This window comes from Shewanella abyssi, from assembly GCF_023284025.1.
Lineage (GTDB): Bacteria > Pseudomonadota > Gammaproteobacteria > Enterobacterales > Shewanellaceae > Shewanella > Shewanella abyssi.
This window is the reverse complement of sequence record NZ_JAKIKR010000027.1, coordinates 17,715-44,381: the sequence shown is the minus strand read 5'-3', so window position 1 is coordinate 44,381 and position 26,667 is coordinate 17,715. Positions and strand designations below refer to the sequence as shown.

Below are 26,667 nucleotides of genomic sequence, written 5' to 3'. Positions count from 1 at the left end.
GGTGGATTAAGTACACTTAACCCGCCTTTTAGTCGCTGTTAACTTTTAGTTAGAAAAGCGATTCATCAATATCCATTATGGAAGCATCACCCGCTGCAACTTGCGACAAATGATAATCAGCTTTTGCTAACAGTTTATCGAAATAGAAACGACTTAAATGCTGTTTTTGTACCTTAAAATTAGTGTCTTCATGGTCATTGGCGGCATTTGACATCGCTAACCAGAAATAACCATATAGGCTATAGCCAAACGCATCCAGGTAATCGACTGCGCAAGCATTGATTAACGCTGGCTGGGAAAGCTTATGTTCATTCACTTCACGTCCAATGACTAACAGCTTTTCAAATAATCCTAACACTGTCGCTTTATCAGCGCTCGATACATGCTCAAACTGATTAATATTGGCCGTATGCTCAGCGACAAATTCAGTTAAGGCGTTAAGATTATCGCCAGTGACTTTGCGGCCTAAGAAATCGATCGCTTGAATGCCGTTAGTGCCTTCGTAAATCTGTGCTATACGAGTATCGCGTACTAATTGCTCGATGCCTGTTTCACGAATATAACCATGACCACCGAATACTTGCTGGGCCATAATCGCTGCATCTAAACCACGGTCACTTAAGAATGCTTTGGACACCGGGGTGAGTAAGCCGACATAGCGGCTGGCTTTTGCTTTTGCTTCCGCATTATCAGCATACTTTGCTAAATCCAACTGCTGGCCGGTGTAAACTGATAACGCTCGACCTGCTTCGGTTAACGTGCGCACTGTGAGTAGCATTCGTCTCACGTCGCCATGCACTAGGATAGGATCGCTCATTGCGCCTGTAGGTGAGCCGCCGGCGGCAACACCCTGCACACGCTCTTTGGCATAGTCTGCGGCCATTTGATATGCCGCTTGTGATGTCCCTAATCCCTGGATACCAATCGCTAACCGCTCGTAATTCATCATGGTAAACATACAGATCAAACCACGATTTGGCTTACCAATGAGATAGCCTTCTGCATCATCAAAGTTCATCACACAAGTGGCTGAACCTTTGAGACCCATTTTATGTTCTATAGAACCGACGGTAACGCCATTAGCATCACCAAGGCTATTATCTGCATTAACCTTTACTTTAGGCACCAAGAACAGTGAAATACCACTGGTGTTTGGCAGCTTAGCTAATACTAAATGGATAACATTCTCGGTGAGATCGTGGTCACCACCGGTAATGAATATTTTGCTACCCGTAATAGTGTAACTACCATCATCCTTTGGCACGGCTTTGGTGCGAATGTTACGCAGATCTGAACCGGCTTGAGGCTCTGTCATATCCATCGCCCCTGCCCACTCTCCGCTATACATCATCGGCAAATACTGCTCTTTGATCGCGTCAGTACCATGAGCATGTATCGCCAGCGCGGCGCCTGCGGTTAATGAACCATAAAGGGTAAATGCATTACACGCGCTATAAGCCATTTCATCAACCAGTACGCCTAGCATTTTAGGCATACCCATGCCGCCAAGCTCAGGATCGCCACATAAGCCTACCCAACCGCCTTCGGCATACTGGTCATATACCGCTTTATAACCATCAGGTGTGATCACCTTATCACCTTCATGACGAACACCTTGCTCATCACCACTGCGGTTAATAGGATGGATGAGTTCTCGACTAATTTTGTCTGCTTCATCTAAAATCGCTGCGGCGGTATCCATATCAACGGATTCTGCCATTGCAGGCATAGCAGCCCAAGTTTCAGGGGCATTGAATACTTTTTCTAACAGAAAACGCATCTCGGCTAATGGGGCATTATAGGGATTCATAGTCGACTCTTAAACGGTAGATTAAAACGGTTGTTTCAAATCTACCAGATAACACCAAAAAAGAAAGCCTTTTCTTGCTCTATCTTTAACCTGCAAATGCCTTTTGTGGTCTCGAACAGAGGTAAACTAAAATCAATTTAATGAGTTGATTTTGGCCTGTTTTACGGCCACAAATAATGAACTACTGCAGTGACTCTCTCATGGCATGAAAGCCCCACAGGATCAAAACCGACAAAACTGTTAGTTTTGCTAGTTGCTTGAATGCGCTGACACCATTACCCTCCTGCGATTATTAACAATTAAAGCCTATTTCGCAGCCGATCCGTCGACTTAGAAAAGTTTGGCTCATTACCATTTTCATTAAGCTTCTGTTAATTCTCTGGAAATTGACGACTTACTTAGTGCAGTTGGTAGCATAAATGGATCACAATGAAACTAATACGTTGTTCTTACATCACGATTGCCGCGACACTATTGAGTTCAATGTCAGTTGCTGCGTCTGAAACAAAACAAAGCAAACACCTTGATGACCCGACACGGATCATGACCAAGATTGGGGCGGGTTATGATGGCGAGTTGACCTTTAACGGTTCAATTGGCTTAGATGAAACAAGAATGCTGCGGGGACAGATTAATGCCGATGCCAGTCAATGGCAGCTGGGCGGTTCTTGGTTATTTGAAAAAGGCATACTCAACGGCTATCTCAATGGCCATGAGGAACGTAACACTTATAATTTAGGTACCTATGTATCGTTATCGCTGATGGGGGTTGATACCGGAAAGTGGATGGTATTCCCGATGGCTGGTGTCAGCTTCGTTGACGGCAAGAAAGACAACGATAACAGTACCGGTGCCTATTTAGGGGCTTTTGCCATTCGTCCAATCGATGCTCAGTGGTCGGTTGTTACTTATGCTGGTGGCTCTATCGGCTCTAACAACTATTCCAGTTATTGGCTCGGCGCCGGAGCAAGTTACAAAATAACTGAAAAGCACAGTCTGCGCCTGATGGGATCGTTTTCTGAAGATAACTATCGCACCGATAACAAGCTGAGTATTGCCTATAGCTACGAGCTTTAAGCAGCATAGGGGAAGGTAAGGCTGGGAGTATGAGTCAAGTTAGAGCCGTACTCTCGTTTATCATCGGTATTACTCTAATTCATACACCGCAGTTATTTCTTGTCGTAGTGTTATTGAATTAGGAACAGTCATCATAAAATCAGAACTAGTGTGGGAGCTTCCTAAACGGTATTTGGTAGCGAATGCAGCACTGGACGATAACGAAAATCTGCCATATGCATCAGCAATCGAACCTTCAGTTGTTATACCGTAAACTGACTTTACCCGTCTAGATTGTGCTTCTGCTAATACATCGGCTTTAATACGTACTTTAAGGCTGGCTTTTTGTAGCAATGTCGATTGTAGTTCCGTCTCTTTGGAGGTGCTAAAATGTGAGAAAAGGCCTTCCACTCCCTCTACCATAATCAATTGATTCATTAACACTGGGTACACGGCTAAATCTGTCAGCGTTAACGTAAAGCTCTGTTCTAAGTTGTAACCCAGTATTTCTAAATCATATACGCCATCCTTGCGTGCGCGCTTGCTATGCTTGTTCATCTGATTCGATTCTAACTGTGCTAATTCAATTTGGTGCTCTTTAAGCAGGTCAATGACATGCGACGTTGCTTGACTCAACTGTTGTACTGCGACTTTAGAACTTTTATCAAAAGCGACAATAGCGAAGCTGACTTCGACTCTGTCTGGCTTGATTTTTTCCTCTATCTCTTCAGTCACAATAATAAACGGAAAATCCGGTATTGGACTTGCTGAGCTAGCAAATGGTAATAATATTAAGATAAGGCTAATAAATATTTTCACAACATGTCCTTTGTAGTGGAGATAATTTGATATTAGGTAAATCTTATGTAGAGTTCAATTTTAAGTAAATTAACCTAAGTATCTCTCGTCATGAGAGTTTGCACTCCTTGCTTTAAACAGAGGAATTTAAACTAGCTTGTTGTAAATAACAAGGGTGAGTGAAATATATGCATCTACAACGAAATAATAAGTGCGGGCCTTCAACCTTTTCATCATCAATTGAAGGCCCGAGCTTAGTGAGGTTTTAGTTAGATTTTAATTAAGTCCTTAGTTAGGGCTTAGTTAAACAATAATCAGGCTAGGGGTTGTAACGCCCTGGAGCCAAAATATTATTGGGGTCTAACGCAGCTTTAATCTTTTTGACAACTAACCAATGGGGATCATCAGCGGGTAACAACCGCTTTTGTTGGTCGACATTCAACCGGTAGGGGATAAAACCACGTTTGCAGCCAGTGTCGAACAGTTCATCCAGACAATCCTTTGCGGAAGCCACCGCTAAACGGTCATTCCTATCAAATAGCAGCGGCACCGTACTATCAATACAGTCATGCTGTAATGCCGTCATCGTTATTAAAGGCTCTACACCATGCTTCAAACAGATTGAACGTACCATATCGACAAACTCACGCGTCTTAGCGCATGTCGCTGGGATCAGTGGCGCGTACCAAAGCAAACCACAATTATCTCGAGCAGGATTAAGCAACTTAGTTGACGGCGGCTGGTTATTACGCCAATAGGCAAGCGGCAGTGCGACTTGATTTGGCTCTCCGCGCATAATCATGGTGCTTTTCCGTAGTGTTTCCAATTGCCGTTTTGGAGCCGTTAACACCCTTTCAGGCAGGATCGCAAGTAGTTTACTCGCCACCGCAATAGCCCATGCAGAGATAAAAACAGCCCGTTTTACACCTAGGCTGTTGTTTAGTTTGGCCCTTATTGCCTTCTTTACCGCTTTTACGACCCCTTTTTTACCGTATAGACTACCAACACAGGTCCAACTGCCAACTTTATAACGCCGCTTCAACTCTTCGACATCAGTATCTAAGCTTAAAGACAGCTGTTGCTCACTCGGCACCATCATAGACAGCATTCGCCGCGCATCCATGATGTTAATAGACCCTACTACGCCAGGGAAATCGCGTAAGATCTCTCTAACGAGCGGCAGTGCATGGTTAAGATCTGCATCATTTTCGCAGAAGAGGTAAAAAGATTGTACCTCCTCTGGTAAATGGGCCAATCGGATGCTCATGTTGGTCACAACGCCAAAGTTACTTTGTGAAAACAAGCCATCCAAATAGGCACCAAGTCCCCATTTATAGGCAATATCAGCGACCTTTGCCTCTGTATGGTCTAAGGAGTTTACCGCTGAGCAATAAACAGTACCGTCTGCCAACACGACTCGTAGACTGGTTACTGCCGCGAAATGATCGCAGTAAGGGGTGATCCCATAACCTCTCTCCAGTGCATTGCCGACAATACTACAACTTGGACCCGCACCCGTTACCGGCACCATCAGCTTTACCTTCAATTGATCAAGGTGGACGCGTAAGTCTTGCTGAGTCACGCCGGGTTGCAGATTAACGATAGCAAGCTCTTCATTAAGCTTAATTCGTTTAAGATTTGATAGATCCAAAATAAAGTGCTCTCGGTCATCATCAACAGGCATCGATGAGCCATAGCCCCAGTTATGGCCACTGCTAATCGGCAGAAATGCAAGATTAAACTCGTTAAGCACCATGATGATGCGTCGAATATTTTCCTCTTCACGTTTTTGACCATTTTCGGCTAATATCGGTTGAACGATAATGGCTCCAGAAAATTGCCGTTGTACCGCTATCGTATTAGCCTCGTAGTACTGTGCGGCGCGTTGACTGCTTAGGCAGCTTACATTTATTAGCTCGCTAAGGGCATTCATCACGTTTTGACAAGCATCGTGATTATTATTTCGAGGGCTTTGTTGGTTAAGCATAACTTTGTCCCTCCAATGTCACCTTAGAAGCACTGGTTTTAAGCTGGCGAATACCTAGATCCTGAGTGTTATCTCTGAGTAACTCAATTAAGCTAAGGTCTTTTAAGCTTCTATCATCGTGCTCACTCTTTGCTCTAAGGTAGTTAATTAATTCCTGTTCAAAGTTAAGCTCGCCTGTCAGTGCCGCTCCATTTGAGTCACCGAGCTTGCGGCAAAAATCATAGATCTTTGCACGTTCTGACCGTCCTTTAGCATTTTTTAGTACGTAGTTAGTGTGCTTCATAAAGGAGTTATTTAGGATCCCTTCATCGCTTATAGGTTCATTGATAACATCTTCAAACGCGTTGTATCTATTTCGAGCGACTTCGGTGATCGGTACGCCGTCAAGATCTGGATACATATTGCTGCCAAGTTGATAAACAGTTTGAGCAACAATAGGGTTCAATGTTCTAGTGATAAACGGCATTGGCTTACCTAAGTTTTCACTTTTGTTCCAGAAAGATAAGACACTGCAAATGATCTGTCTGGCATTTAACACTGAAAAGAGTTGTCGCTTATTTTTGAGCTCTGAAGCAATCATTGATGAACTGAACAGATAAAGTTGTTCACCTGATGCGGTATATATATGTTTACCTGAAACATAAGCGCATAACTGTTGTTCTTTATATACCAACCACAAGTGATCGACATGGATCACTGAACGGTACACATTACTTTTTGAAAAGATAGTCTCACTTAAGGTTTCTCGATGGAGCTTATCTTTTGCATAAATGCCTAACACCAGCCGTTGAGTTTGTTCAATTATTTGACTGTTGATCGCACTCTGTTTAGATGACGGATTATGGATCTCCTCAATCAAATAATCTTCTAAAACAGAGATTCTGTCGCCATAGTAACCCTGGTTTGTTTGAATCCTTTTCATTTAACACTTCCTCAGTATAGAACTATATGTTGTCTACACTCACGCTCCAGCGCAGTCGCTCGCATCTGAAGGCGAGTTTTGACGGTCTCTGAACAGTAACCATTTCTAGATTGGCTACCGTCATTACATATAACAATTAACAAGTTATGCGGTAAATGGAAGCGCTAGAGTCTGAAAAAATAGCGCTTGAATAATCTGCTGCAGACTATATCTTGAAGTTCTATCGCAGTGTAGCGCTACATATCAAGGCGTAGTCTGAAGGACATTCTTGGCTGTTGGCAGGTTAAAAGAAGGTATGTAGATGGTACTCAGGGTTTTTTCTGTTACGCAAATTGCTCGCTAATGTAATGGTTTGAAGAAGGGTGAGTTTAGTTTCTATTGGCAATAAAAAAACCGCAATGAATAATTCATTACGGTTTTAATTGTTGTTTAATGCTTCAATACATTAGCTTTAGAAAACGATATAAAATAGCGGTTACCACATTAGATCGTCAGGAATAACGTAGTCTGCGTACGGATCATCCTCTTCAACCTCGGCAACATTATCTTCCGGAGCCCATAGGTAGCCTACCCAAGCAGGAACTAAAAGATTCACTCGTTCAACAAGTTTATGGGGCACCAAATAGCTCACATCTTCATGCCTAACAATGCCAAGACGGCCCTTTAATAACTGCCCTTGCAGCTTCTCATCCACATATAGAGAAAAGATTTTTTTCTCGAAAGTGAAATTAAACTTTATTTCAGCAGATTTAGAAGGTGAAATCGCAAACTTTTTCAACTCGGTGACTAGGCCGCGAACTAACCCTTTCTCAGAAGCTGCAGCAAAACGTTGTTCGTTTAACTGTTTATCTTTTTCTATTTGTGCCAATTTTTTTGCTTCGATCTCTTTTTTCAACGCATCAGAACCGTCATCGACCTTGGCTTTCTTATCGCGACGCTTCTGTGTTTTGGTGTCTCTTACTTTTTGCTTGCTAACCAAGCCAGCTTTAAGCAGCTGTTCCTGAAAAGGATTTGCCATATCTTGTATTCTCTAATTTAACTTTGTTTTTGTTTCGCTAATTGACCGATTTCAGCCATTGCAGCGCCAGCGCCACCTAGTGACCAACCGCCATCAACAGGCAATACTGCACCTGTTATGTAAGATGCCATATCGGATGCTAAAAATAGTGCCGCGTTAGCAATGTCTTCACAGCTACCATTACGTCTTAAAGGAACACTTTTAGCAACATGACTTTGTAGCTGCTGAGTAGGTGCTAATCGATTAAAGCCTTCCGTGCCTGCTATGGGACCTGGGACAATCGAGTTTATCCTAATGCCTTTGTTACCCCATTCGATGGCTAACGTTTTCGTCAGCATGTCGACACCCGCTTTTGCCGCGCAGACATGGACCTGCATCGCCATCGGCACAAAGGCTTGCGGCGCTGAGATCTGAATGATAGCGCCCCCCTTTGCAGCCATTAAAGGTAAGGCTTGCTTTAAGACTTGAAAGCTACCCAGCAAGTCAATATCCATCACCGACTTAAAACCATTTTCCGATAACTTTTCAGCGAATGCTGGAAAATTACCGGCGGCGCCACTGACGAGTACATCAATAGTGGTATAAGTCGCTGCGATATAATTGAAACCCAAGGATAAAGCATCCAAGTCACGTACATCGAAGCAAGCACCTATATGGTGACCATCTGGGTTTATTGCGGTGAGTTCAGCAACCGCCGCATCCACCTTATCTTTGCTGCGACTCGCGACTGCGACGTTGGCGCCAGCCTTTGCAAAACTTAGGGCGATCCCTAAATTAATACCACTAGTACCACCGACAACAACAACATTCTTACCCTGGTAATCAAACATAGAGTGCACCCCATTTGCGACAAAACTTAACGTTAATTATCTAATCAACTTGTAACTTATATGACTGCACTCATTTGTTAAAGCATTTAATCTAAGCGCTAGACTATTGACTGGTGAATATCTTGCAATGCTTTTAACGGATCTGCAGCTTTTGTAATTGGACGTCCAATCACTAAATAATCGGAACCTGCAGCAAGTGCTTGAGGTGGCGTCATTACCCGATGTTGATCGCCTTTGTCGCTACCTACTGGTCGAATACCCGGGGTGATAAGCTTAAATTCCTGTCCAAATTTTGCTTTCAGTAAGCTTGATTCTTGCGCAGAGCAAACGACGCCGTCAAGTCCTGCTTGTTTGGTTAACGCTGCTAAGCGTAAAACATGTTCTGATGCTGGCACATTAATACCCAGCAATCTAAGATCTTCATCGCTCATAGACGTTAGAACCGTTACTGCGATGAGTAACGGCGCTTTATCGCCGTAGTTTTCAAGAGCACGTTTCGCGGCTTCCATCATGGCAAGACCACCTGATGCATGCACGTTTGTCATCCAAACACCCAGTTCAGCAGCCGCTGAAACGGCTTTAGCGACTGTGTTAGGAATATCATGAAACTTCAAGTCTAGAAATAGATCAAAGCCACGGCTATGTATATCGTTAACCATTTGAGGGCCGAACAAGGTAAACATCTCTTTGCCTATCTTAAGGCGGCACATATCCGGGTCTAGCTTATCTATCAGCTGCAAAGCATCATTTCTATTGTCGTAGTCTAAGGCAACCAAAATAGGTTTGTTTGTCATCTTGTCTCCAATCACTTTGCGTTTTAAGTTTTACGGATCATATTTTAGGAGATATAACGCTATATTATTCTCCGTCTAACCCTCGAACTCTTTTTATACTTCCCCAGTTTTTACAAGAGGGGCAGTGCCAATACAGCCGATGTGATGGAAAACCACATTCACTACAGCGGTATCCAGGTCTAAATTTTATTTGTTGTTCAACCAGTTGCTCAAGCATCGATAAGCTTTTTTTCGCTTGGCCATCTTCCGCCTGTTTGACATGCATTTTCATTAGATGCTGAAAGCTTTTCATCGTAGGGTGACGAATTAGGCCTTCTAGAATGAGTTTTTCAGCATCTTCTTCATTACCCTGTGCAATCATATGTTGTGCTAAAGTGACCGCAACACTTGCTCCGGCACCTTTCTCTATAGCTTCTCTTAGCAGTTCTTGATATCCAAGGTTATCATCTGTCAGTAAGTAAACCTGTTTAGATATTGCTAGACTATCCGGAAAAAGGTCTATGTTAGTGTTGAGCAATTTCTCTATTGATTGCTTGCAGGCTTTAAAATCTTCTGTCTTTAAGTAAAGTTCAGCGAGTGTGAGTAGAGCTCTGCCACAACTAGGGTCAAGTTTTATAGCAGCAAGCAAACGTTTAAATTTAACGGAATCATCATCTGACTCAGCCGCCAATTCACAATAAAAATGTGCACTATCATGCTTTAAGACTTGTTGGCGTTTACGTGTGAGCTTTTTAATGATGTCGATAGCCTTTTGCCAATCTTTAGTCACTTGATAAATGGCTATAAGTTGGGTCTCAGCCTCTTCACTGTGATCATCTTGGTTCACGAGGTTGATAAAAATTTCTTCGGCGCGATCATAAAAACCAGCAGCCAAATAATCTTTGCCTAGCTCCATCATTGCAATATCTCTTTGCTCTGTGGTTAAGCTAGGTCTCGCAATAAGGTTTTGATGAATTCTAATAGAGCGGTCGACTTCGCCGCGTTTTCTAAATAGCGAGCCCAATGAGAGATGAGTATCTATGGTGTCATCATCTACATCTAACATAGTGATAAACAAGTCTACCGCTTTATCAGACTCATTAGACAGTAAGAAGTTTAAGCCGGTGAAATAATCACGACTCAGTTGTTTTCTTTGATTGGTCTGCTTTTGCCTGACACTTCTGCGCCCCATATACCAACCATAACCGGCGGCGATAGGAAGTAGCAGAAAGAGGATCTCTAACATATTAAGCGTCTACTTCCTTTGCTGCATTCTCAATAACAGCAGTGCCATTAGCCGATATTTTAGTCGCGTTCAGGTCAGTTGAGGCAGCCAACTGTTTTTTTAAACGTCTAATGGAAAACTTAAGCCCAGCAATATGATACATCGCAAATACCCAACTCACTATAAAACCAGATAGAAATACAAAAGCGAGCACGACTGGCAATCTGAATTGCCCCTGGGCAACGAAGTAACTGATGCTAACGACTTGTTCATTCCGAGCCCCAAAAATAAGCGCTACGAAAAAAAAGGCGGCAACTAAAACAGCAATGATGAATGACTTCACGTTATGCTCCATACACGTGTTGGTAAGCTTTGATTATCTAAGAAAAAGAGCGAACTAGCTAGTGATACCTAAGTTTTAGATATAAAAAAGCCTCCCGAGGGAGGCTTTTAATACAGTGTAAATTACGCGTTGACTGCGTCAACACGTTCGCGCAGTTCTTTGCCTGGCTTAAAGTGCGGTACGTACTTGCCTTCCAAATCGACTGATGTTCCAGTCTTTGGATTACGGCCAGTGCGCGGTGCACGATAATGAAGCGAGAAACTACCAAAGCCACGGATTTCGATACGATCTCCACCCTCTAATGTCTCGGCCATTTGCTCTAACATTTCTTTAATAGCGCTTTCCACTTCTTTCGCAGACAGCTGCGACTGCCTAGTGGCAAGTTTTTCGATCAGTTCGGATTTTGTCATCCTATACCCTCTATTATCAAGCCAAACACAGTCACCTTATAGGGGTGCATGCACCCCTGAACTTCAAGGCGATTATTTACGAGCTGCTTTGAACGCTTCAGCCATCGCACTGCTCATGACGTCATCTTCTTGCTTGTTCAAGCTAGCCATTGCTTCTTTCTCTTCAGCTTCATCCTTAGCACGGATAGAAAGGCTGATGGTGCGGTTCTTACGATCGACACCCATGAACTTAGACTCGACTTTGTCACCTACAGAGTAAACTGTTGATGCATCTTCGATGCGCTCACGAGAGATATCTGAAACGCGAAGGTAACCTTCAACAGTCTCAGCTAGTTCAATTGTAACACCTTTTGCGTCAACTGCAGTAACAACACCATTAACAACAACACCCTTCTTCTTATCAGCAAGGTATGCATTGAATGGATCGTCTTCAGTTTGCTTAACGCCTAAGCTGATACGCTCGCGCTCTGGGTCAACTGAAAGTACAACTGCGTTGATTTCGTCGCCTTTTTTGTATTCAGCAACTGCGTCTTCGCCAGTACCATTCCAAGAGATATCAGAAAGGTGAACTAGACCGTCGATGCCGCCGTCAAGACCGATGAAGATACCGAAGTCAGTGATTGACTTGATCTTACCAGTAACCTTGTCGCCTTTGTTGAAACGCTCTGCGAAGTCATCCCACGGGTTAACTTTACACTGCTTAAGACCTAGAGAGATACGACGACGCTCTTCATCGATGTCAAGAACTAGAACTTCAACTTCATCACCTAGGTTAACAACCTTTGATGGGTGGATGTTCTTGTTAGTCCAATCCATTTCAGAAACGTGTACAAGACCTTCAACGCCTTCTTCGATTTCAACGAAACAACCGTAGTCTGTTAGGTTAGTTACGCGACCAGTCAAACGTGTGTTTTCTGGGTAGCGCTTGCTGATTTCTAACCATGGATCTTCGCCAAGTTGCTTAAGACCTAGTGATACACGTGTGCGCTCACGGTCATACTTAAGAACTTTAACGTCGATTTCGTCACCAACATTAACGATTTCTGATGGGTGCTTAACACGCTTCCAAGCCATATCTGTGATATGTAGAAGACCATCAACACCGCCAAGATCAACGAATGCGCCATAGTCAGTAAGGTTCTTAACGATACCCTTAATAGCTTGACCTTCTTGTAGGTTCTCAAGAAGAGCATCACGCTCTGCGCTGCTTTCAGATTCGATAACGGCACGACGAGAAACAACAACGTTGTTGCGCTTCTGGTCAAGCTTGATAACTTTAAATTCTAATTCTTTGTTTTCTAGGTGAGCTGTATCGCGAACAGGGCGAACGTCAACTAGAGAACCTGGTAGGAATGCACGGATACCGTTTAATTCAACAGTGAAACCGCCTTTAACCTTACCATTGATGACACCGATTACAGTTTCAGCATCTTCGTACGCTTTTTCTAGAACAATCCAAGCTTCATGACGCTTAGCTTTTTCGCGAGACAGTTGAGTCTCACCGAAGCCATCTTCAACAGAGTCAAGCGCAACGTGCACAGTATCGCCAACAGAGATTTCTAGTTCGCCAGCAGCGTTCTTGAATTCGTCAGCAGAAATTGGGCTTTCAGACTTAAGACCTGCGTCAACAAGGACAGTACCGTTTTCGATGCGTACAACGACACCAGTTACGATAGAACCTGGACGGAACTCCAAAGTTTCAAGGGATTGTTCAAATAGATCAGCAAAAGATTCAGTCATGTTTAAGTTACTTTCTTTAATAAACCACAGTCCATCCTAGACGCGGAGTCAGTATAATAATTTGCCTCATCCTTGGAGCAAATAGTTAAATACCCGCTTACGCAGGTACTTGAAAACTTTTATGAATATGCGTTAACGCTAGCTCTAACACATCTTCAATTGAAATGCCGGTTGTATCGATAATAAGTGCGTCCTCGGCAGGAACCAAAGGTGCAACGCTGCGATTCATATCGCGGTCGTCTCGCTCTTTTATCTCAGACAAAAGCTGATCGATTTTAACATCGAAGCCATTGTCCTGCAACTGATTATAGCGTCTTTGCGCCCTTTCCTCTGCCGAAGCCGTTAAAAAAAGTTTTGCTGGCGTTGCAGGGAACACTACCGTTCCCATATCGCGTCCGTCAGCAATCAAGCCTGGTGTTTCAGCAAATGCACGTTGACGGCGCAACAATGCTTCTCTAACACGCGGAAATGCGGCTACTTTTGATGCCGCGTTCGAGCACTCTTGGCTACGTATCGTTGTCGATACATCCTCGCCTTCAAGTACCACTTTAATACCTTTACTGCTGTTACCTGTAATGAATTGCACGTCCAAGTGCGCAGCAAGTAACGTTAATGATTCTTCATTATCAAGTTCTACGTTGTGATGAATAGCCGCTAGCGCTAATACGCGGTAGATAGCACCGCTGTCTAACAACTTGTAGCCCAGTTTCTCTGCAAGCAAATGACTAATAGTACCTTTTCCCGCACCGCTAGGGCCGTCAACAGTGACAACAGGAGCCCGTTCTAACATAAAATCCTCCACAAGAAATTCCGTCTTCCTTGATATAACTGAAAATGAGCGCGCGTATTATAAACCAAAAAACATAAGAAAGCGGCATCTAATTCAAATATTAAGCATTCAGGGTAAGCTGTGGTTCAAACTTATGACAAAAGTCTGAACCACATAACCTAATGTATTAGTGCGGAAAAACTATTTGGCAAGGGCATTGAACTGATTAAAGTAATCGGGGAAGGTTTTAGAGGTACACTCAGGTTCATTAATGGTGATACCACAATCGGCAAATGCCAACATTGAAAAACACATCGCCATTCTGTGGTCGTTATAAGTATCAATATTGGCAGAATTGGGCTTAACTGGCGGAGTCACACTGATATAATCATGACCTTCATCTACAATAGCGCCTACTTTACGTAACTCTGTTGCCATCGCCGCTAGGCGATCTGTTTCTTTAATACGCCAGTTGTAAATATTACGAATATGCGTCGTTCCCTCAGCAAACAATGCAACTGTAGCAATTGTCATCGCAGCATCTGGGATATGGTTCATATCTAGATCAACCGCTTTAAGCTTAGAGCCTCGAGCTATAATGTAGTCATCGCCCCACTCTATATCTGCGCCCATTTGTGCTAGTACATCAGCAAACTTAACATCACCTTGAATACTCAGCTTACCAACGCCGGTGACTTTCACTGCGCCACCCTTGATTGCGCCAGCCGCTAGAAAATAAGACGCTGAGGATGCATCGCCTTCAACTAGGATTTTGCCCGGTGAGATATAACGTTGGCCAGTCTTAATTTCAAAAGAGGCGTAATTATTGTTAGTCACACTAACACCAAACTGCGCCATTAGCGCCAACGTAATATCAATATAAGGTTTTGAAACCAGCTCGCCTTTGATTTTGATATTCACATCGCCCTTTGCTAGAGGGGCTACCATCAGCAAAGCGGTAAGAAACTGGCTAGACAGATCCCCTGCAATCTCAACATCACCACCATTTAAACCCGTCGATGTAATGGTGAGAGGCGGAAAACCATCGTTCTTTAAGTACTTTACATCAGCGCCGAGTTGGCGCAGTGAGTCTACAAGGTCACCTATGGGACGTTCTTCCATTCTTGGTTCGCCAGTCAGGGTAAACTCGCCGTTACCCAATGTTAATGCAGCACATAAAGGTCGCATTGCCGTGCCAGCATTGCCCAAGAATAACGTTTGCGCTGCATCACTGTTAAGTGTGCCTGCAATACCGTCGAGTTCACAGACGGTATTGTTGTTTGATAAACGATAAGTCACCCCAAGCTGTTTAAGCGATGCGAGCATATACCGAATATCATCAGAGTCTAGTAGGTTTGTTAATGTCGTGGTCCCTTCCGCTAGCGTTGCTAGCAATAAAGCGCGATTCGAGATGCTCTTAGACCCCGGGATATTAATGGTTCCATTAACTTTCTCGATCGGCTCTAAACGTAATTGATTCATTGATAACTTCTTTAAATGACTGCAAGCGTCAAACTCACCTGCGGGTTAACAGTAGATGTTCATGCTAAAAGCTTTGTATATCATCACGACAAAATGACAGCTAATTTAGCGATTGTTTGAACTTCGTAGTTACAAATTTACTGATTGCTGCGAAGTTTTCAACACTTTTCTGCTAAAAACTGCCCTTTAAGCACTAAAAGTTAATCAAGAGGGTGAAACTAGACATTTATCGACATAAAATTGGCTTGCTTAGCGCTAAATATAAAAAAGTGGAATGTTTCTTTGCCATTTTTATCTGACATGAAATTAATCACAAATGCTATTAACTAACCCCTCATTTACGTTACCCTAGGATTGATAAAAAATAACCAATAAATTGGCACTATTAAGTAATAGAGATAACGCCAATCAATATGAGGTAGATGGAGCTATGTTCAACAAACTGACCGCTATGCCTGCAGACCCTATTTTGGGTTTACTGACAAAATACCGAGAAGATAGCCGTACGCAAAAAGTCGACTTAGGTGTTGGTGTGTACAAAGATGAATCAGGGCACACCCCTATTTTGTCTTGCGTGAAAAAGGCCGAAAAGTACCGATTAGACACTGAGTCAACCAAAGTTTACATTGGCCCTACTGGTTCAGCCGATTTCAATCGCCTTATGTCGGAACTGGCTTTTGGCATAGAAAACCCTGTCATTATAGCCAATAGAGTACGAACAGTATCGACACCCGGTGGCACCGGCGCATTAAGAGTCGCTGCTGACTTTATCAAGCGTTGTAACCCCAATTCAGTGCTATGGGTTAGCGATCCAACCTGGGCTAATCATACGGGTTTATTTGAAGCTGCTGGGATCACCGTCAAAACCTACCCATATTATGATTACGATACTAAATCACTCAAGTTCGATGAAATGAAAGCGGCCTTATCTCAAGTCAGTAGTGATGATGTTGTATTGCTACACGCATGCTGCCATAACCCGAGTGGTATGGATCTTAATCAACAGCAGTGGGATGACATTATTGAGCTAACGGTTGAGCAAGGCTTTACTCCATTAATCGATATGGCTTATCAAGGCTTTGGTGACGGTGTTGATGAAGACGCTTATGGCGTTAGAAAAATGGCAGCCAAGGTTAGCAACATGATTTTATGCAGCTCTTGCTCTAAAAACTTTGGCCTGTACCGTGAGAGAATTGGTGCATGTTCTATCATAGGTAAAAACGCTGCTGCTAGTGATATTGCTTTTTCAGTACTGCTTTATGTCGTGCGCTGCATCTATTCAATGCCACCAGCACATGGCGCCGCGATAGTTGAAACCATATTGGGCTCAGCAGAATTGAAACAAGAGTGGCTCGATGAACTCACTGTGATGCGCAATCGAATCAATGGTAATCGGGCTATGCTGGTGAATAAGCTTAAAGAGATCGGGGTTGAACGTAACTTTGACTTCATCACTCACCAAAAAGGCATGTTCTCTTTCCTTGGTATTACGTCAGCCCAAGTTGCACAACTCCAAAGTGAGTACAGTGTTTATATGGTCGATTCTAGCCGTATTAGCATTGCAGGGATCGGCACGGGAAATGTTGACTACTTAGCAAAGTCGATAGCAAAAGTGCTTTAATCTCTGTAAATCAAAAAAGCCGCTTCTAATAGCGGCTTTTTTATATTTTGCTTTATCCCACTCAGAAATACGTTAAGTGTGCTGCTCAGCAAATTTGCGCATAAAGTCCACCAGCGCAATAACACCTTCTAAAGGCATGGCATTATATAAACTAGCTCGCATACCACCCACACTACGGTGACCTTTCAAAGCCACTAATCCTGCATTTTTTGCTTGTTCAACAAATACACTATCAAGTTCAGTATTCACCAATTGAAATGTCACATTCATACGTGAGCGGTTTTCAATTGCTACGCCGCTAGTATAAAAATCTACTTCATCAATGCATTGATAAAGTAGCTTGGCTTTTTCTATATTAATTTGTTCAATCGCAGCAACACCCCCCATGGTTTGCAACCAGCTAAAGACTGCAGCCGCAAGGTACCAAGCAAACGTTGGCGGAGTGTTGTACATAGAGCCATGTTTGACTGCAAGCTTATAATCCATGATTGAAGATTGCGGCAAACTCGGTAGTGTCAACATGTCGTCACGTACAATCACGATACTTAAACCTGATGGCCCAATATTCTTCTGGGCTCCAGCATAGATAAGAGCAAACTGACTAACGTCGATTTCACGGGATAAAATATTTGAAGACATATCGGCTATCACCGGCCACTGACAGTTAAGCGGCTCAAAAACCTCTATACCGTCGACAGTTTCATTCGGGCAGTAATGCAAAAAACGATAATTTTCTTCTATCTTGGAAAAATCAGGAAATTGTATTCGATTTTTCCCTGTTGAAACATCGACTATATTAATAGTATCTATGTTGCTATCGCCGGCAAGTTTTTTCGCCTCAACAACCGCCGCAAAAGACCAACTGCCGTCGACTAGATATAGAGCACGCCCATCGTCGCCAAGAAAGTTATTAACGACTGCAGAAAACTGACCTCGTCCACCACCATGCATAAACAGAACATGATAATTTTTAGGAATATCCATTAACGATCGAAGTTCTGCCTCTGCTTGCTCCGTTAATGCAATAAACTCTTTGCTACGATGACTAATTTCCATTACCGACACACCTAAGTCATTCCAATCGATGAGCTCCTGCTGCGCTTTTTGCATCACAGCTTTTGGTAACATGGCAGGTCCAGCACAGAAATTATATATAGCGCTCACAGTATTGTCCTTTTATTGCTATCGGTTAAAACATTAAATTAGTTGCATTCTTAATGGCAGTATATCGTAACTGTGCGAAGGCTAAAACGAAAAACTCCATATGAATTTTTGACTTATCATTATGCTGTTCTAGATGTTTTATCTACGATTTCAGTGACTCAAAGCTTTAGCTAAAGCCACCAAAAAGCATCTTCTGTTAGCTCTTTAGCAGCTCAGTCACTCTTAACGGCAGCAATCTTTATTCATTGAGTATGCTCATTGCAACTTAATGACCTTCACTGCTAGTAATATAAGATTATTTGCACAACAATAAGCCTAATAAGAACCATTTTAACGCCTCATTGGAACTGTACATGTTTTTGAAAGCTATTTTATTAACCGGCGCACTATCGATTGGTGCATCCCTCCCTTTCAGCGACGTAAACGCCACACCATCTCAATATAAAGCGCTATCTGATAACTTCAAACAACATTTTCACCGTAAATTGAAAAGCAGTAACGTCCCCGGCGGTGCATTTGTGATCGTTGAAGGAGATCAAATACTCAAACTAAGCACCTATGGTAAACGGAGTAAAACGAGCAGTAAAAATATCAATTCTAATACTGTATTTAGACTAGCATCAGTCTCTAAGACCTTTGCAGGTACGCTTGCATGCATGATGGTTGAAGATAAACAACTGGACTGGAAACAGCCTATTGTGAGTTATATACCCGAGTTTAGCCTAGCGGATCAGCAAGCAGCGCAGCAAATTAATCTAGGCCATATTGTCGGCCATAGCACAGGATTATTACCGAACAGTTATGACAACTTGATCAATGCGAATGTCAAGATGAGCAAAATTATTGCCAAGTTTGATGTTCTGACACCTATGTGTAAACCTGGAGCTTGCTATGGCTATCAGAACGTCGCATTTTCGTTTATTCAAACAGCCATTGAAAAGCAATCTAATCAAAGCTACTCCGATTTATTACAGCAAAGAATTTTCTCTCCCTTACATATGGATTCAGCCTCTGTCGGCTATGAGGCTTTTCAACAAGCCAGTAACCGTGCAGAACCACATGTTAAAACCAAATATGGATTTAAACAGGTCACGGTAAAACCAAACTACTACCAGCTTGCGCCCGCCGCTGGCGTTAACGCCAGTATCACCGATATGTCTAAGTGGTTAATGGCCAACTTGGGCCAAAATCCAAAGGTGCTTCCTTACAGTGTCATTAAAGATGCGACGACTCCTGGGATAAAAACGACTAAAGAGTTACGCCGTCGAGACTGGCGCGCTTATCTTGATAGCGCCCATTATGGTAAAGGCTGGCGAGTTTATGAATTTGAAGGCCACTCACTAATTTATCATGCTGGTTGGGTGGCAGGTTACGTTGCAGAAATATCCTACTCTCCAGAACTCAATATAGGGATGGCGATGTTATTGAATGGCGAATCAAGAGTCTTTGCTAAATTAAGTGCAGAGTTCTGGCGAGATGCATTTTTACAAGCGGATAAGGTTGCTATTAAATAACAGCAACAAAAAAGGATGCCAAAGGCATCCTTTTTTTATTCCGCTAACGAACTAATGAAACTAAGCGTCAGCTTCCGGACTTGCAGGCTTTTCCGAAGTTTCAGCTGTTGATTCAGCTGTTGATTCAGCTGTTGATCCAGACTCAGACTCAGCAGTGATGATAGGGTTACCCTCTTCATCTAATTCTACTTCATCTTCCTGAATTTCATCAATGCGTTGAAGTCCAACGACTGTCTCATCATCCGCTGTACGAATAATGGTTACGCCTTGAGTATTTCGACCAATACTAGAAACACCCGTCGCTGGAGTACGTACTAAGGTGCCTTTATCACTAATAAGCATGATTTCGTCATTATCGCCAACTTGAACAGCGCCAACAACAGCACCATTACGTTCGCTAACTTTAATCGAAACAACACCTTTAGTACCACGACTCTTAGCAGGATACTCTGACAATGACGTACGCTTACCGTAACCGTTTTCAGTTACTGTAAGGATAGCACCATCGCCTTTAGGCACAATTAGTGACACCACAGTTTGACCATCATCGAGCTTAATACCACGTACACCCGTTGCTGTACGTCCCATTGCTCTCAGGGCAATAATCTCTTCGCCTGTTTCAGGGTCACGTTTAACTTCACCGGTTTCAGCACTGCGGGCTTTTTCGTTAAATCTAACGACTTTACCTTCGTTAGAGAACAGCATGATGTCGTCATTACCATCGGTAATATCAACACCAATTAACTGATCGCCATCTTTAAGGTTTACGGCAATAATACCGTTAGCACGTGGATTGCTATAGGCCGTTAACGCAGTCTTCTTAACCGTACCGTGTGATGTCGCCATGATAATGTACTTATCATCAGCGTACTCACGTACCGGTAGAATTGCAGTAATGCGCTCACCTTCAGCAAGAGGCAATAAGTTGACAATTGGTCGACCACGAGCGGTACGGCTAGCAAGCGGTAATTGATACACTTTCAACCAATACATTTTACCGAAGTCAGAGAAGCACAAAATCGTGTCATGGGTATTGGCGACTAACAGTTTTTCAACGAAATCTTCGTCTTTAACCTTAGTTGCGGCTTTACCTTTACCACCACGACGCTGCGCTTGGTAATCACTTAACACTTGGTATTTTGCATAACCTAGGTGAGAAAGTGTAACGACAACGTCCTCTTCGTTAATCAGATCTTCAAGACTCATATCCACTTCGTTGGCATTGATCACCGTGCGACGTTTATCGCCAAAGTTCTCAAGGACTTCATGAAGCTCTTCAGTAATGATTTCCAGCAAACGCTGTGGGCTGCTTAGAATAAGAAGTAGAGCTGCAATAACTTCAAGTAGCTCTTCATATTCAGCAATGATCTTGTCGTGTTCTAGACCGGTAAGACGGTGCAAACGAAGCTCAAGAATGGCTTGTGCTTGTTGCTCTGTCAGGTAGTACTTGTCATCACGGATACCGTATTCTGGATCTAACCATTCAGGACGAGCAGCATCATCACCCGCTTTTTCAAGCATGCCTTTAACGACACCAAGTTCCCAACCCTGTGCAACCAGTTTAACTTTGGCTTCTGCAGGTGTTGGTGAGGCTTTAATTAGCGCAATAATAGGGTCGATGTTGGCAAGAGCAACAGCAAGAGCCTCCAAAGTATGGGCTCTTTCACGTGCTTTTCGAAGTTCAAATACAGTACGACGAGTGACGACTTCACGACGGTGAAGAATAAAGCACTCTAGCATCTCTTTAAGGTTAAATAGTTTTGGCTGACCATTAGTCAACGCCACCATATTGATACCGAAAGAGCACTGCATCTGTGTTTGAGCGTATAGGTTGTTAAGTACAACCTCGCCTACTTCACCACGTTTGATCTCAACCACAATACGCATGCCGTCTTTATCAGACTCATCACGCAGACCACTAATCCCTTCAATCTTTTTGTCTTTAACAAGCTCGGCAATCTTTTCGATTAAGCGTGCTTTGTTAACTTGATATGGGATTTCGTGAACAATAATTCGCTCACGTCCATTATCTTCCGTTTCAACTTCGGCAAGAGCGCGCATAACAGCACGGCCGCGGCCGGTGTTATAAGCATCAATAATGCCTTTACGGCCATTGATGATGGCAGCCGTAGGAAAATCAGGACCCGGAATGTATTCCATCAATTGTTCAATTGATAAATTTGGGTCTTCAATAAGCGCCAAACAACCCGCAATCACTTCACTCATATTATGAGGAGGAATATTGGTAGCCATACCTACTGCGATACCCGATGAACCGTTAACCAGTAACGTCGGTATACGCGTTGGTAATACCGCTGGAATAAACTCTGTACCATCATAGTTAGGTACAAAGTCAACGGTCTCTTTTTCAAGATCCGCTAATAACTGATGCGCAACTTTATCCATGCGGATTTCGGTATAACGCATTGCTGCTGCAGCGTCACCATCGACAGAACCAAAGTTACCTTGGCCATCGATTAGTGGATATCTCATTGAGAATGGCTGTGCCAAACGAACAATAGTGTCGTATACCGCAGTATCACCATGTGGATGGTATTTACCGATAACGTCACCAACGACACGAGCCGATTTCTTATAAGGCTTGTTCCAGTCGTTTTTTAATTCGTTCATGGCGAACAATACGCGACGATGAACAGGCTTTAAGCCATCACGAACATCGGGCAGTGCCCGCCCTACAATTACGCTCATGGCGTAATCGAGGTAAGAATTCTTTAATTCGTCTTCAATATTAATTGGTGTTATAGATGAAGCCAGATCAGTCATAAACTGCTCGATCCCCTGAAATGTAGCACGCTATTCTTGCTTATAAGAATGGCCATGCTTGAAAACGTGATTTGGCATTCTAACACAGTTATTTCATGGCGCTAGACTCAATACAGCATTCATTTTAAATATGCAGGAAAAGGCAATACTATTGATTAAAATCAAGGCATAAGTGTATTTTATAATCACTTTTAACGATTCCTATAAAACCACACGATATCCGCTTTGTTTATTGGCACTAATCATTATAATAAGCACAAAGACGAATTAATCGATCTGAGGTAATTACAGTGCAAAACAATAATAATGTCGATCCTGCAGAGATTGCTAAATTTGAAAAAATGGCGGCTACTTGGTGGGATCTCAACGGTGAATTTAAGCCGCTGCACAATTTAAATCCATTGCGCCTCAATTATATCGATCAAACTGCGGCTGGCATTTTTGGCAAGAATGTCCTTGATGTCGGCTGTGGTGGCGGTATTTTATCGGAAAGCATGGCGCGTATCGGCGCTAATGTTACTGGTTTAGATATGGGTGATGAACCACTGGATGTTGCGCGGCTACATGCATTAGAGATGGGGGTGTCGGTTAACTATATAAAGAACACCGCTGAAAACCATCGTGATGAACATAGACAACAATATGATGTCATTACTTGTATGGAGATGCTCGAACATGTGCCCGATCCAAGCTCTGTGATCCAAGCTTGTGCCGACATGGTTAAACCGGGTGGCTTTGTCTTCTTTTCTACTATTAATAGAAATATAAGAGCCTATGTCGAAACCATACTCGGCGCTGAATACTTATTGAAAATGTTACCTGTTGGTACCCATGATCATAATAAGTTTATAAAACCTTCTGAACTCATTGGCCTTGCGGATAACGCAGAGCTTATCTGTAAAGACGCTGTAGGGATAACCTATAATCCCATTACCGATATTTTTAGGTACACTAAAAGCTTAGAAGTCAATTACATGATTGCGACCGTAAAAAATGACTGATAGAAATTGCGCTATCAAGCACCGAGCCATTAAAGCGGTGCTTTTTGACCTTGATGGCACACTTGCTGACACAGCTCCAGATATGGTTGATGCGCTTAATATTAGCCTTCGCGAACAGGGCCACTCGACAGTAGCCTATAGTCAACTTCGTAATTCAGCCTCCCATGGCAGCCTAGCAATGGTTCAAGCAGCGCTTCCTGACGCTAATGAAGATATTCAGCGGCAGGTGCAATTAGCCTTGCTAGACAATTATGAAAAGATTAACGGCAACAACTGTGATTTATTTCATGGTCTCTGGCCTTTTCTTCATTTGCTCACGCTAAATAATATTCCCTTCGGCGTGGTCACTAATAAACCTGCGCGTTTTACACGGCCACTATTGATTAAATTAGGTTTAGATAAGCAAATGCCAGCCATTGTCAGTGGTGATAGCACCCGTTATTCAAAACCGCATACCGCCCCAATGCTACTCGCAGCTCAACAGATAGGTGTTAGTGCCGAACACATTCTTTATCTGGGTGATGCTGAGCGAGATTTGGTTGCTGCACGAGCAAGTAATATGCAGGCTGGTTTGGCGAAATGGGGCTATATCGGAGCCACTGATGATATTGCCACATGGCCAATGGATATTTGCTTTGATACTCCTGACGAACTAACACGGTGGTTCAAGCATCAGCTGAATAACTAAGTTGAGTTGTCAGTAAAACCATGACAGAAGATCGCTCAAGGATCCTGCGATCTTCAGATCCATTTTTTACCGCCTAAATATTCACCAACTGCTAGGAACTCAAATCAAAACAAGCTTTAAAGGGTTAGCTGTTACTAACTGCCGTAATTATCCTCAAGATATCCACAACTTGTACCCATAATTCGTACTTGCAAATAATCAATAACCCCACTATCTTGTACCTAAGAATTTCAAAAACACTATATATTGTGTGTCAGTGGCAATCGCAGGCACTATTTAGCAGTTTGTGTCAATAAATAGCACGCCACTGTTTTACGGTTTTGTTTAGATTGTTTACAGGGAAATGTACGGTGCACCTCATTCAGGTCACTTTCATCAATATAAGAACCAAGGTTTATCTTTAATGAATAGTAATATGACAGTCACAAAACGTAGTGGCGAACGTGAGACCATCGATCTCGATAAAATCCATCGTGTTATTGAATGGGCAGCTAAGGGACTGACGAATGTTTCAGTGTCAGAAGTTGAACTACGTTCTCATCTACAGTTTTTCGAAGGGATCCCAACTGAAGCGATCCACGAGACTATCATTAAAGCCGCTGCAGACTTAATATCCCCAGAGTCACCTGACTATCAGTTTTTATCTGCAAGATTGGCGATCTTCCACCTTCGCAAGAAAGCATTTGGTCAATTTGAACCACCAAAGCTGTTTGATCATGTGGTTAAGCTAGTAGAGCTCGGCAAGTACGATGCACACATACTGCAAGACTATAGCCGTGAAGAGATCGAAATATTAGGCAGTTACATTGACCATTGGCGTGACATGAACTTCTCTTATGCTGCCGTTAAGCAGCTAGAAGGTAAGTATTTAGTTCAAAACCGTGTCACCCATGAAATTTACGAAAGTGCCCAGTTTCTTTATATTTTGGTTGCTGCGTGTTTATTTGCAAAATACCCAAAAGAAACGCGTCTTAAATACGTAAAAGATTTTTACGATGCGACATCGCTGTTTAAGATTTCGCTTCCAACACCCATTATGGCAGGCGTTCGTACCCCTACCCGTCAGTTTAGTTCATGTGTACTCATCGAATGTGGTGATAGCCTTGACTCTATTAATGCAACCTCTTCGTCAATTGTTAAATACGTATCGCAAAGAGCTGGCATTGGTGTCAATGCCGGTCGTATTCGTGCCCTTGGTAGCCCTATTCGTGGTGGAGAAGCATTCCATACCGGTTGTTTACCGTTTTATAAGTATTTCCAAACCGCCGTTAAATCTTGTTCACAAGGTGGCGTGCGCGGTGGTGCAGCGACGCTCTTCTATCCAATTTGGCATTTAGAAGTTGAATCGTTACTCGTACTGAAAAATAATCGTGGTGTCGATGACAACCGTATACGTCATCTCGATTATGGCGTCCAAATTAATAAGCTAATGTACCAGCGTTTAATCAAAGGTGGAATGATCAGCTTATTTAGCCCATCAGACGTGCCTGGCATGTACGATGCGTTCTTTGAAGATCAAGATGAGTTCGAACGCCTCTACCTTAAATACGAAGCAGACGAGAGCATCCGCAAGCAACAAATTAAAGCGGTAGAGCTATTTTCATTGATGATGCAAGAGCGTGCTTCTACAGGCCGTATCTATATTCAGAACGTGGATCACTGCAATACGCACAGTCCCTTCGACTCAAAAGTAGCGCCAATTCGTCAATCTAACTTATGTTTAGAAATCGCATTGCCAACTAAGCCGCTTAATAACATCAATGATCCTGACGGTGAAATTGCCCTTTGTACGCTTTCAGCGTTGAATCTGGGTGCGATTAAAAAACTTGAAGAGCTAGAACCATTAGCAGATCTTGCGGTTCGAGCACTGGATAACTTATTAGATTATCAAGACTACCCGATCATATCAGCTGAAAAAGCATCGATGAATCGCCGTACGCTAGGTATCGGTGTGATCAACTTTGCTTACTACCTTGCTAAAGAAGGTGTACGTTATTCTGATGGTTCAGCCAATAGCATTACCCATAAAACGTTTGAAGCCATTCAGTATTATTTGCTAAAAGCCTCTAATAACTTGGCCAAAGAGCAAGGTGCATGTCCATCATTCCACGAGACGACATACTCTAAGGGTATTTTGCCGATAGATACCTATAAACGCGATCTGGATAAAATCTGTGATGAGCCGTTGCATATGGACTGGGAAACACTGCGCGAAGAGATTAAGACTCACGGGCTACGTAACTCTACCCTTTCCGCTTTAATGCCATCAGAGACCTCTTCGCAGATCTCTAACGCGACCAATGGTATTGAACCCCCACGTGGCTTAATCAGTGTTAAAGCAAGCAAAGATGGTCAGCTTAAGCAAGTTGTACCCGATTTTGACAAGTACCAGCACAGTTATGAACTCTTGTGGCAGATGCCTAATAACGATGGTTACATACAGTTAGTCGGTTTAATGCAGAAGTTTGTTGATCAATCCATTTCAGCCAACACCAACTATGATCCTGGTCGTTTCGAAGGCGGAAGAGTACCAATGAAGGTACTGCTGAAAGATCTATTGACTGCTTACAAATACGGTGTGAAAACACTTTACTATCACAATACGCGTGATGGCGCTTCAGATAATCATGACGATATCACAGCCATCGAAGTCGAAGATGATGACTGCGCAGGCGGCGCATGTAAGATATAAATCCTGCGGATTTTATCACTCGTATTTAAACGTTAATTAA

At 42.9% G+C, this 26,667-nt stretch carries 21 protein-coding genes; 6 read left to right on the top strand and 15 right to left on the bottom strand.

All coding sequences use genetic code 11. The features are described 5' to 3' along the window. Window positions 1–49: 49 nt before the first annotated feature. Window positions 50–1,810 carry an acyl-CoA dehydrogenase family protein gene (locus tag L2755_RS12885; protein WP_248981097.1) on the bottom strand — a complete coding sequence of 587 codons (1,761 nt, stop codon included), beginning with the start codon at window positions 1,808–1,810 and terminating at the stop codon, window positions 50–52. Window positions 1,811–2,239: 429 nt separating this feature from the next. Here L2755_RS12885 and L2755_RS12880 point away from each other — a divergent pair, with 429 nt between their 5' ends. Continuing rightward, window positions 2,240–2,887: a hypothetical protein gene (locus L2755_RS12880; RefSeq protein ID WP_248981096.1), complete on the top strand. Its 648-nt coding sequence runs from the start codon at window positions 2,240–2,242 to the stop codon at window positions 2,885–2,887. Between the two features lie 69 nt (window positions 2,888–2,956). Here the strand turns inward: L2755_RS12880 and L2755_RS12875 are convergent, their stop codons facing one another. The 12 genes from L2755_RS12875 to aroA all read right to left on the bottom strand — a co-directional run bounded on the left by L2755_RS12875 (window position 2,957) and on the right by aroA (window position 15,163). After that, window positions 2,957–3,685: an SIMPL domain-containing protein gene (locus tag L2755_RS12875; protein WP_248981095.1), complete on the bottom strand. Its 729-nt coding sequence runs from the start codon at window positions 3,683–3,685 to the stop codon at window positions 2,957–2,959. A gap of 298 nt (window positions 3,686–3,983) precedes the next feature. Next, complete coding sequence (locus L2755_RS12870; protein ID WP_248981094.1) at window positions 3,984–5,651, bottom strand: FAD-binding oxidoreductase; 1,668 nt, start codon at window positions 5,649–5,651, stop codon at window positions 3,984–3,986. Continuing rightward, window positions 5,644–6,573 (bottom strand): hypothetical protein, encoded by a 930-nt coding sequence (locus L2755_RS12865; protein WP_248981093.1) that lies wholly within the window; start codon window positions 6,571–6,573, stop codon window positions 5,644–5,646. The genes L2755_RS12870 and L2755_RS12865 overlap by 8 nt, the downstream gene beginning before the upstream one ends. Window positions 6,574–7,048: 475 nt before the next feature. After that, window positions 7,049–7,591 carry a DUF2058 domain-containing protein gene (locus L2755_RS12860; protein ID WP_248981092.1) on the bottom strand — a complete coding sequence of 181 codons (543 nt, stop codon included), beginning with the start codon at window positions 7,589–7,591 and terminating at the stop codon, window positions 7,049–7,051. A gap of 17 nt (window positions 7,592–7,608) precedes the next feature. Beyond that, on the bottom strand, window positions 7,609–8,421 hold the full coding sequence (locus L2755_RS12855; RefSeq protein ID WP_248981091.1) for an SDR family oxidoreductase: 813 nt from the start codon (window positions 8,419–8,421) through the stop codon (window positions 7,609–7,611). Window positions 8,422–8,519: 98 nt separating this feature from the next. Beyond that, on the bottom strand, window positions 8,520–9,215 hold the full coding sequence (gene pyrF / locus L2755_RS12850) for an orotidine-5'-phosphate decarboxylase (RefSeq protein ID WP_248981090.1): 696 nt from the start codon (window positions 9,213–9,215) through the stop codon (window positions 8,520–8,522). A gap of 64 nt (window positions 9,216–9,279) precedes the next feature. Then, on the bottom strand, window positions 9,280–10,440 hold the full coding sequence (gene lapB, locus L2755_RS12845; RefSeq protein ID WP_248981089.1) for a lipopolysaccharide assembly protein LapB: 1,161 nt from the start codon (window positions 10,438–10,440) through the stop codon (window positions 9,280–9,282). Window position 10,441: 1 nt separating this feature from the next. Next, window positions 10,442–10,762 carry a LapA family protein gene (locus L2755_RS12840; RefSeq protein WP_248981088.1) on the bottom strand — a complete coding sequence of 107 codons (321 nt, stop codon included), beginning with the start codon at window positions 10,760–10,762 and terminating at the stop codon, window positions 10,442–10,444. 122 nt (window positions 10,763–10,884) lie between these two features. Then, window positions 10,885–11,172, bottom strand: coding sequence for an integration host factor subunit beta (gene ihfB, locus L2755_RS12835; protein WP_202284734.1), 288 nt, complete (start codon window positions 11,170–11,172; stop codon window positions 10,885–10,887). 72 nt (window positions 11,173–11,244) lie between these two features. Continuing rightward, window positions 11,245–12,912 (bottom strand): 30S ribosomal protein S1, encoded by a 1,668-nt coding sequence (rpsA, locus tag L2755_RS12830; protein ID WP_248981087.1) that lies wholly within the window; start codon window positions 12,910–12,912, stop codon window positions 11,245–11,247. Window positions 12,913–13,009: 97 nt separating this feature from the next. Further along, a complete protein-coding gene (gene cmk, locus L2755_RS12825) occupies window positions 13,010–13,702 on the bottom strand; it encodes a (d)CMP kinase (protein ID WP_248981086.1) in 693 nt (230 codons plus the stop codon). A 180-nt stretch (window positions 13,703–13,882) separates the two neighbouring features. After that, window positions 13,883–15,163: a 3-phosphoshikimate 1-carboxyvinyltransferase gene (gene aroA / locus L2755_RS12820; RefSeq protein ID WP_248981085.1), complete on the bottom strand. Its 1,281-nt coding sequence runs from the start codon at window positions 15,161–15,163 to the stop codon at window positions 13,883–13,885. 430 nt (window positions 15,164–15,593) lie between these two features. On the opposite strand from aroA, the gene L2755_RS12815 reads away from it, so the two are divergent. After that, window positions 15,594–16,784 (top strand): amino acid aminotransferase, encoded by a 1,191-nt coding sequence (locus tag L2755_RS12815; RefSeq protein WP_248981084.1) that lies wholly within the window; start codon window positions 15,594–15,596, stop codon window positions 16,782–16,784. Window positions 16,785–16,856: 72 nt separating this feature from the next. Here L2755_RS12815 and serC read toward each other — a convergent pair whose 3' ends face one another. Next, entirely contained in the window at window positions 16,857–17,948 is a 1,092-nt protein-coding gene (serC, locus tag L2755_RS12810; RefSeq protein WP_248981083.1) for a 3-phosphoserine/phosphohydroxythreonine transaminase, read from the bottom strand. Between the two features lie 353 nt (window positions 17,949–18,301). Here serC and L2755_RS12805 point away from each other — a divergent pair, with 353 nt between their 5' ends. Further along, window positions 18,302–19,462 (top strand): serine hydrolase domain-containing protein, encoded by a 1,161-nt coding sequence (locus L2755_RS12805; protein ID WP_248981082.1) that lies wholly within the window; start codon window positions 18,302–18,304, stop codon window positions 19,460–19,462. A 60-nt stretch (window positions 19,463–19,522) separates the two neighbouring features. On the opposite strand, the gene gyrA is transcribed toward L2755_RS12805, so the two are convergent. Then, a complete protein-coding gene (gyrA, locus tag L2755_RS12800) occupies window positions 19,523–22,246 on the bottom strand; it encodes a DNA topoisomerase (ATP-hydrolyzing) subunit A (RefSeq protein WP_248981081.1) in 2,724 nt (907 codons plus the stop codon). Between the two features lie 290 nt (window positions 22,247–22,536). On the opposite strand from gyrA, the gene ubiG reads away from it, so the two are divergent. The 3 genes from ubiG to nrdA all read left to right on the top strand — a co-directional run bounded on the left by ubiG (window position 22,537) and on the right by nrdA (window position 26,627). After that, the gene (gene ubiG / locus L2755_RS12795) at window positions 22,537–23,247 is read left to right on the top strand and encodes a bifunctional 2-polyprenyl-6-hydroxyphenol methylase/3-demethylubiquinol 3-O-methyltransferase UbiG (protein ID WP_248981080.1); all 711 of its coding nucleotides are present in this window, start codon (window positions 22,537–22,539) and stop codon (window positions 23,245–23,247) included. Continuing rightward, the gene (locus tag L2755_RS12790; protein WP_248981079.1) at window positions 23,240–23,935 is read left to right on the top strand and encodes an HAD family hydrolase; all 696 of its coding nucleotides are present in this window, start codon (window positions 23,240–23,242) and stop codon (window positions 23,933–23,935) included. Before ubiG ends, L2755_RS12790 begins: the two co-directional genes overlap by 8 nt. Before the next feature lie 403 nt (window positions 23,936–24,338). Beyond that, a complete protein-coding gene (gene nrdA, locus L2755_RS12785; protein ID WP_248981078.1) occupies window positions 24,339–26,627 on the top strand; it encodes a class 1a ribonucleoside-diphosphate reductase subunit alpha in 2,289 nt (762 codons plus the stop codon). The last annotated feature ends 40 nt before the right edge of the window (window positions 26,628–26,667 follow it).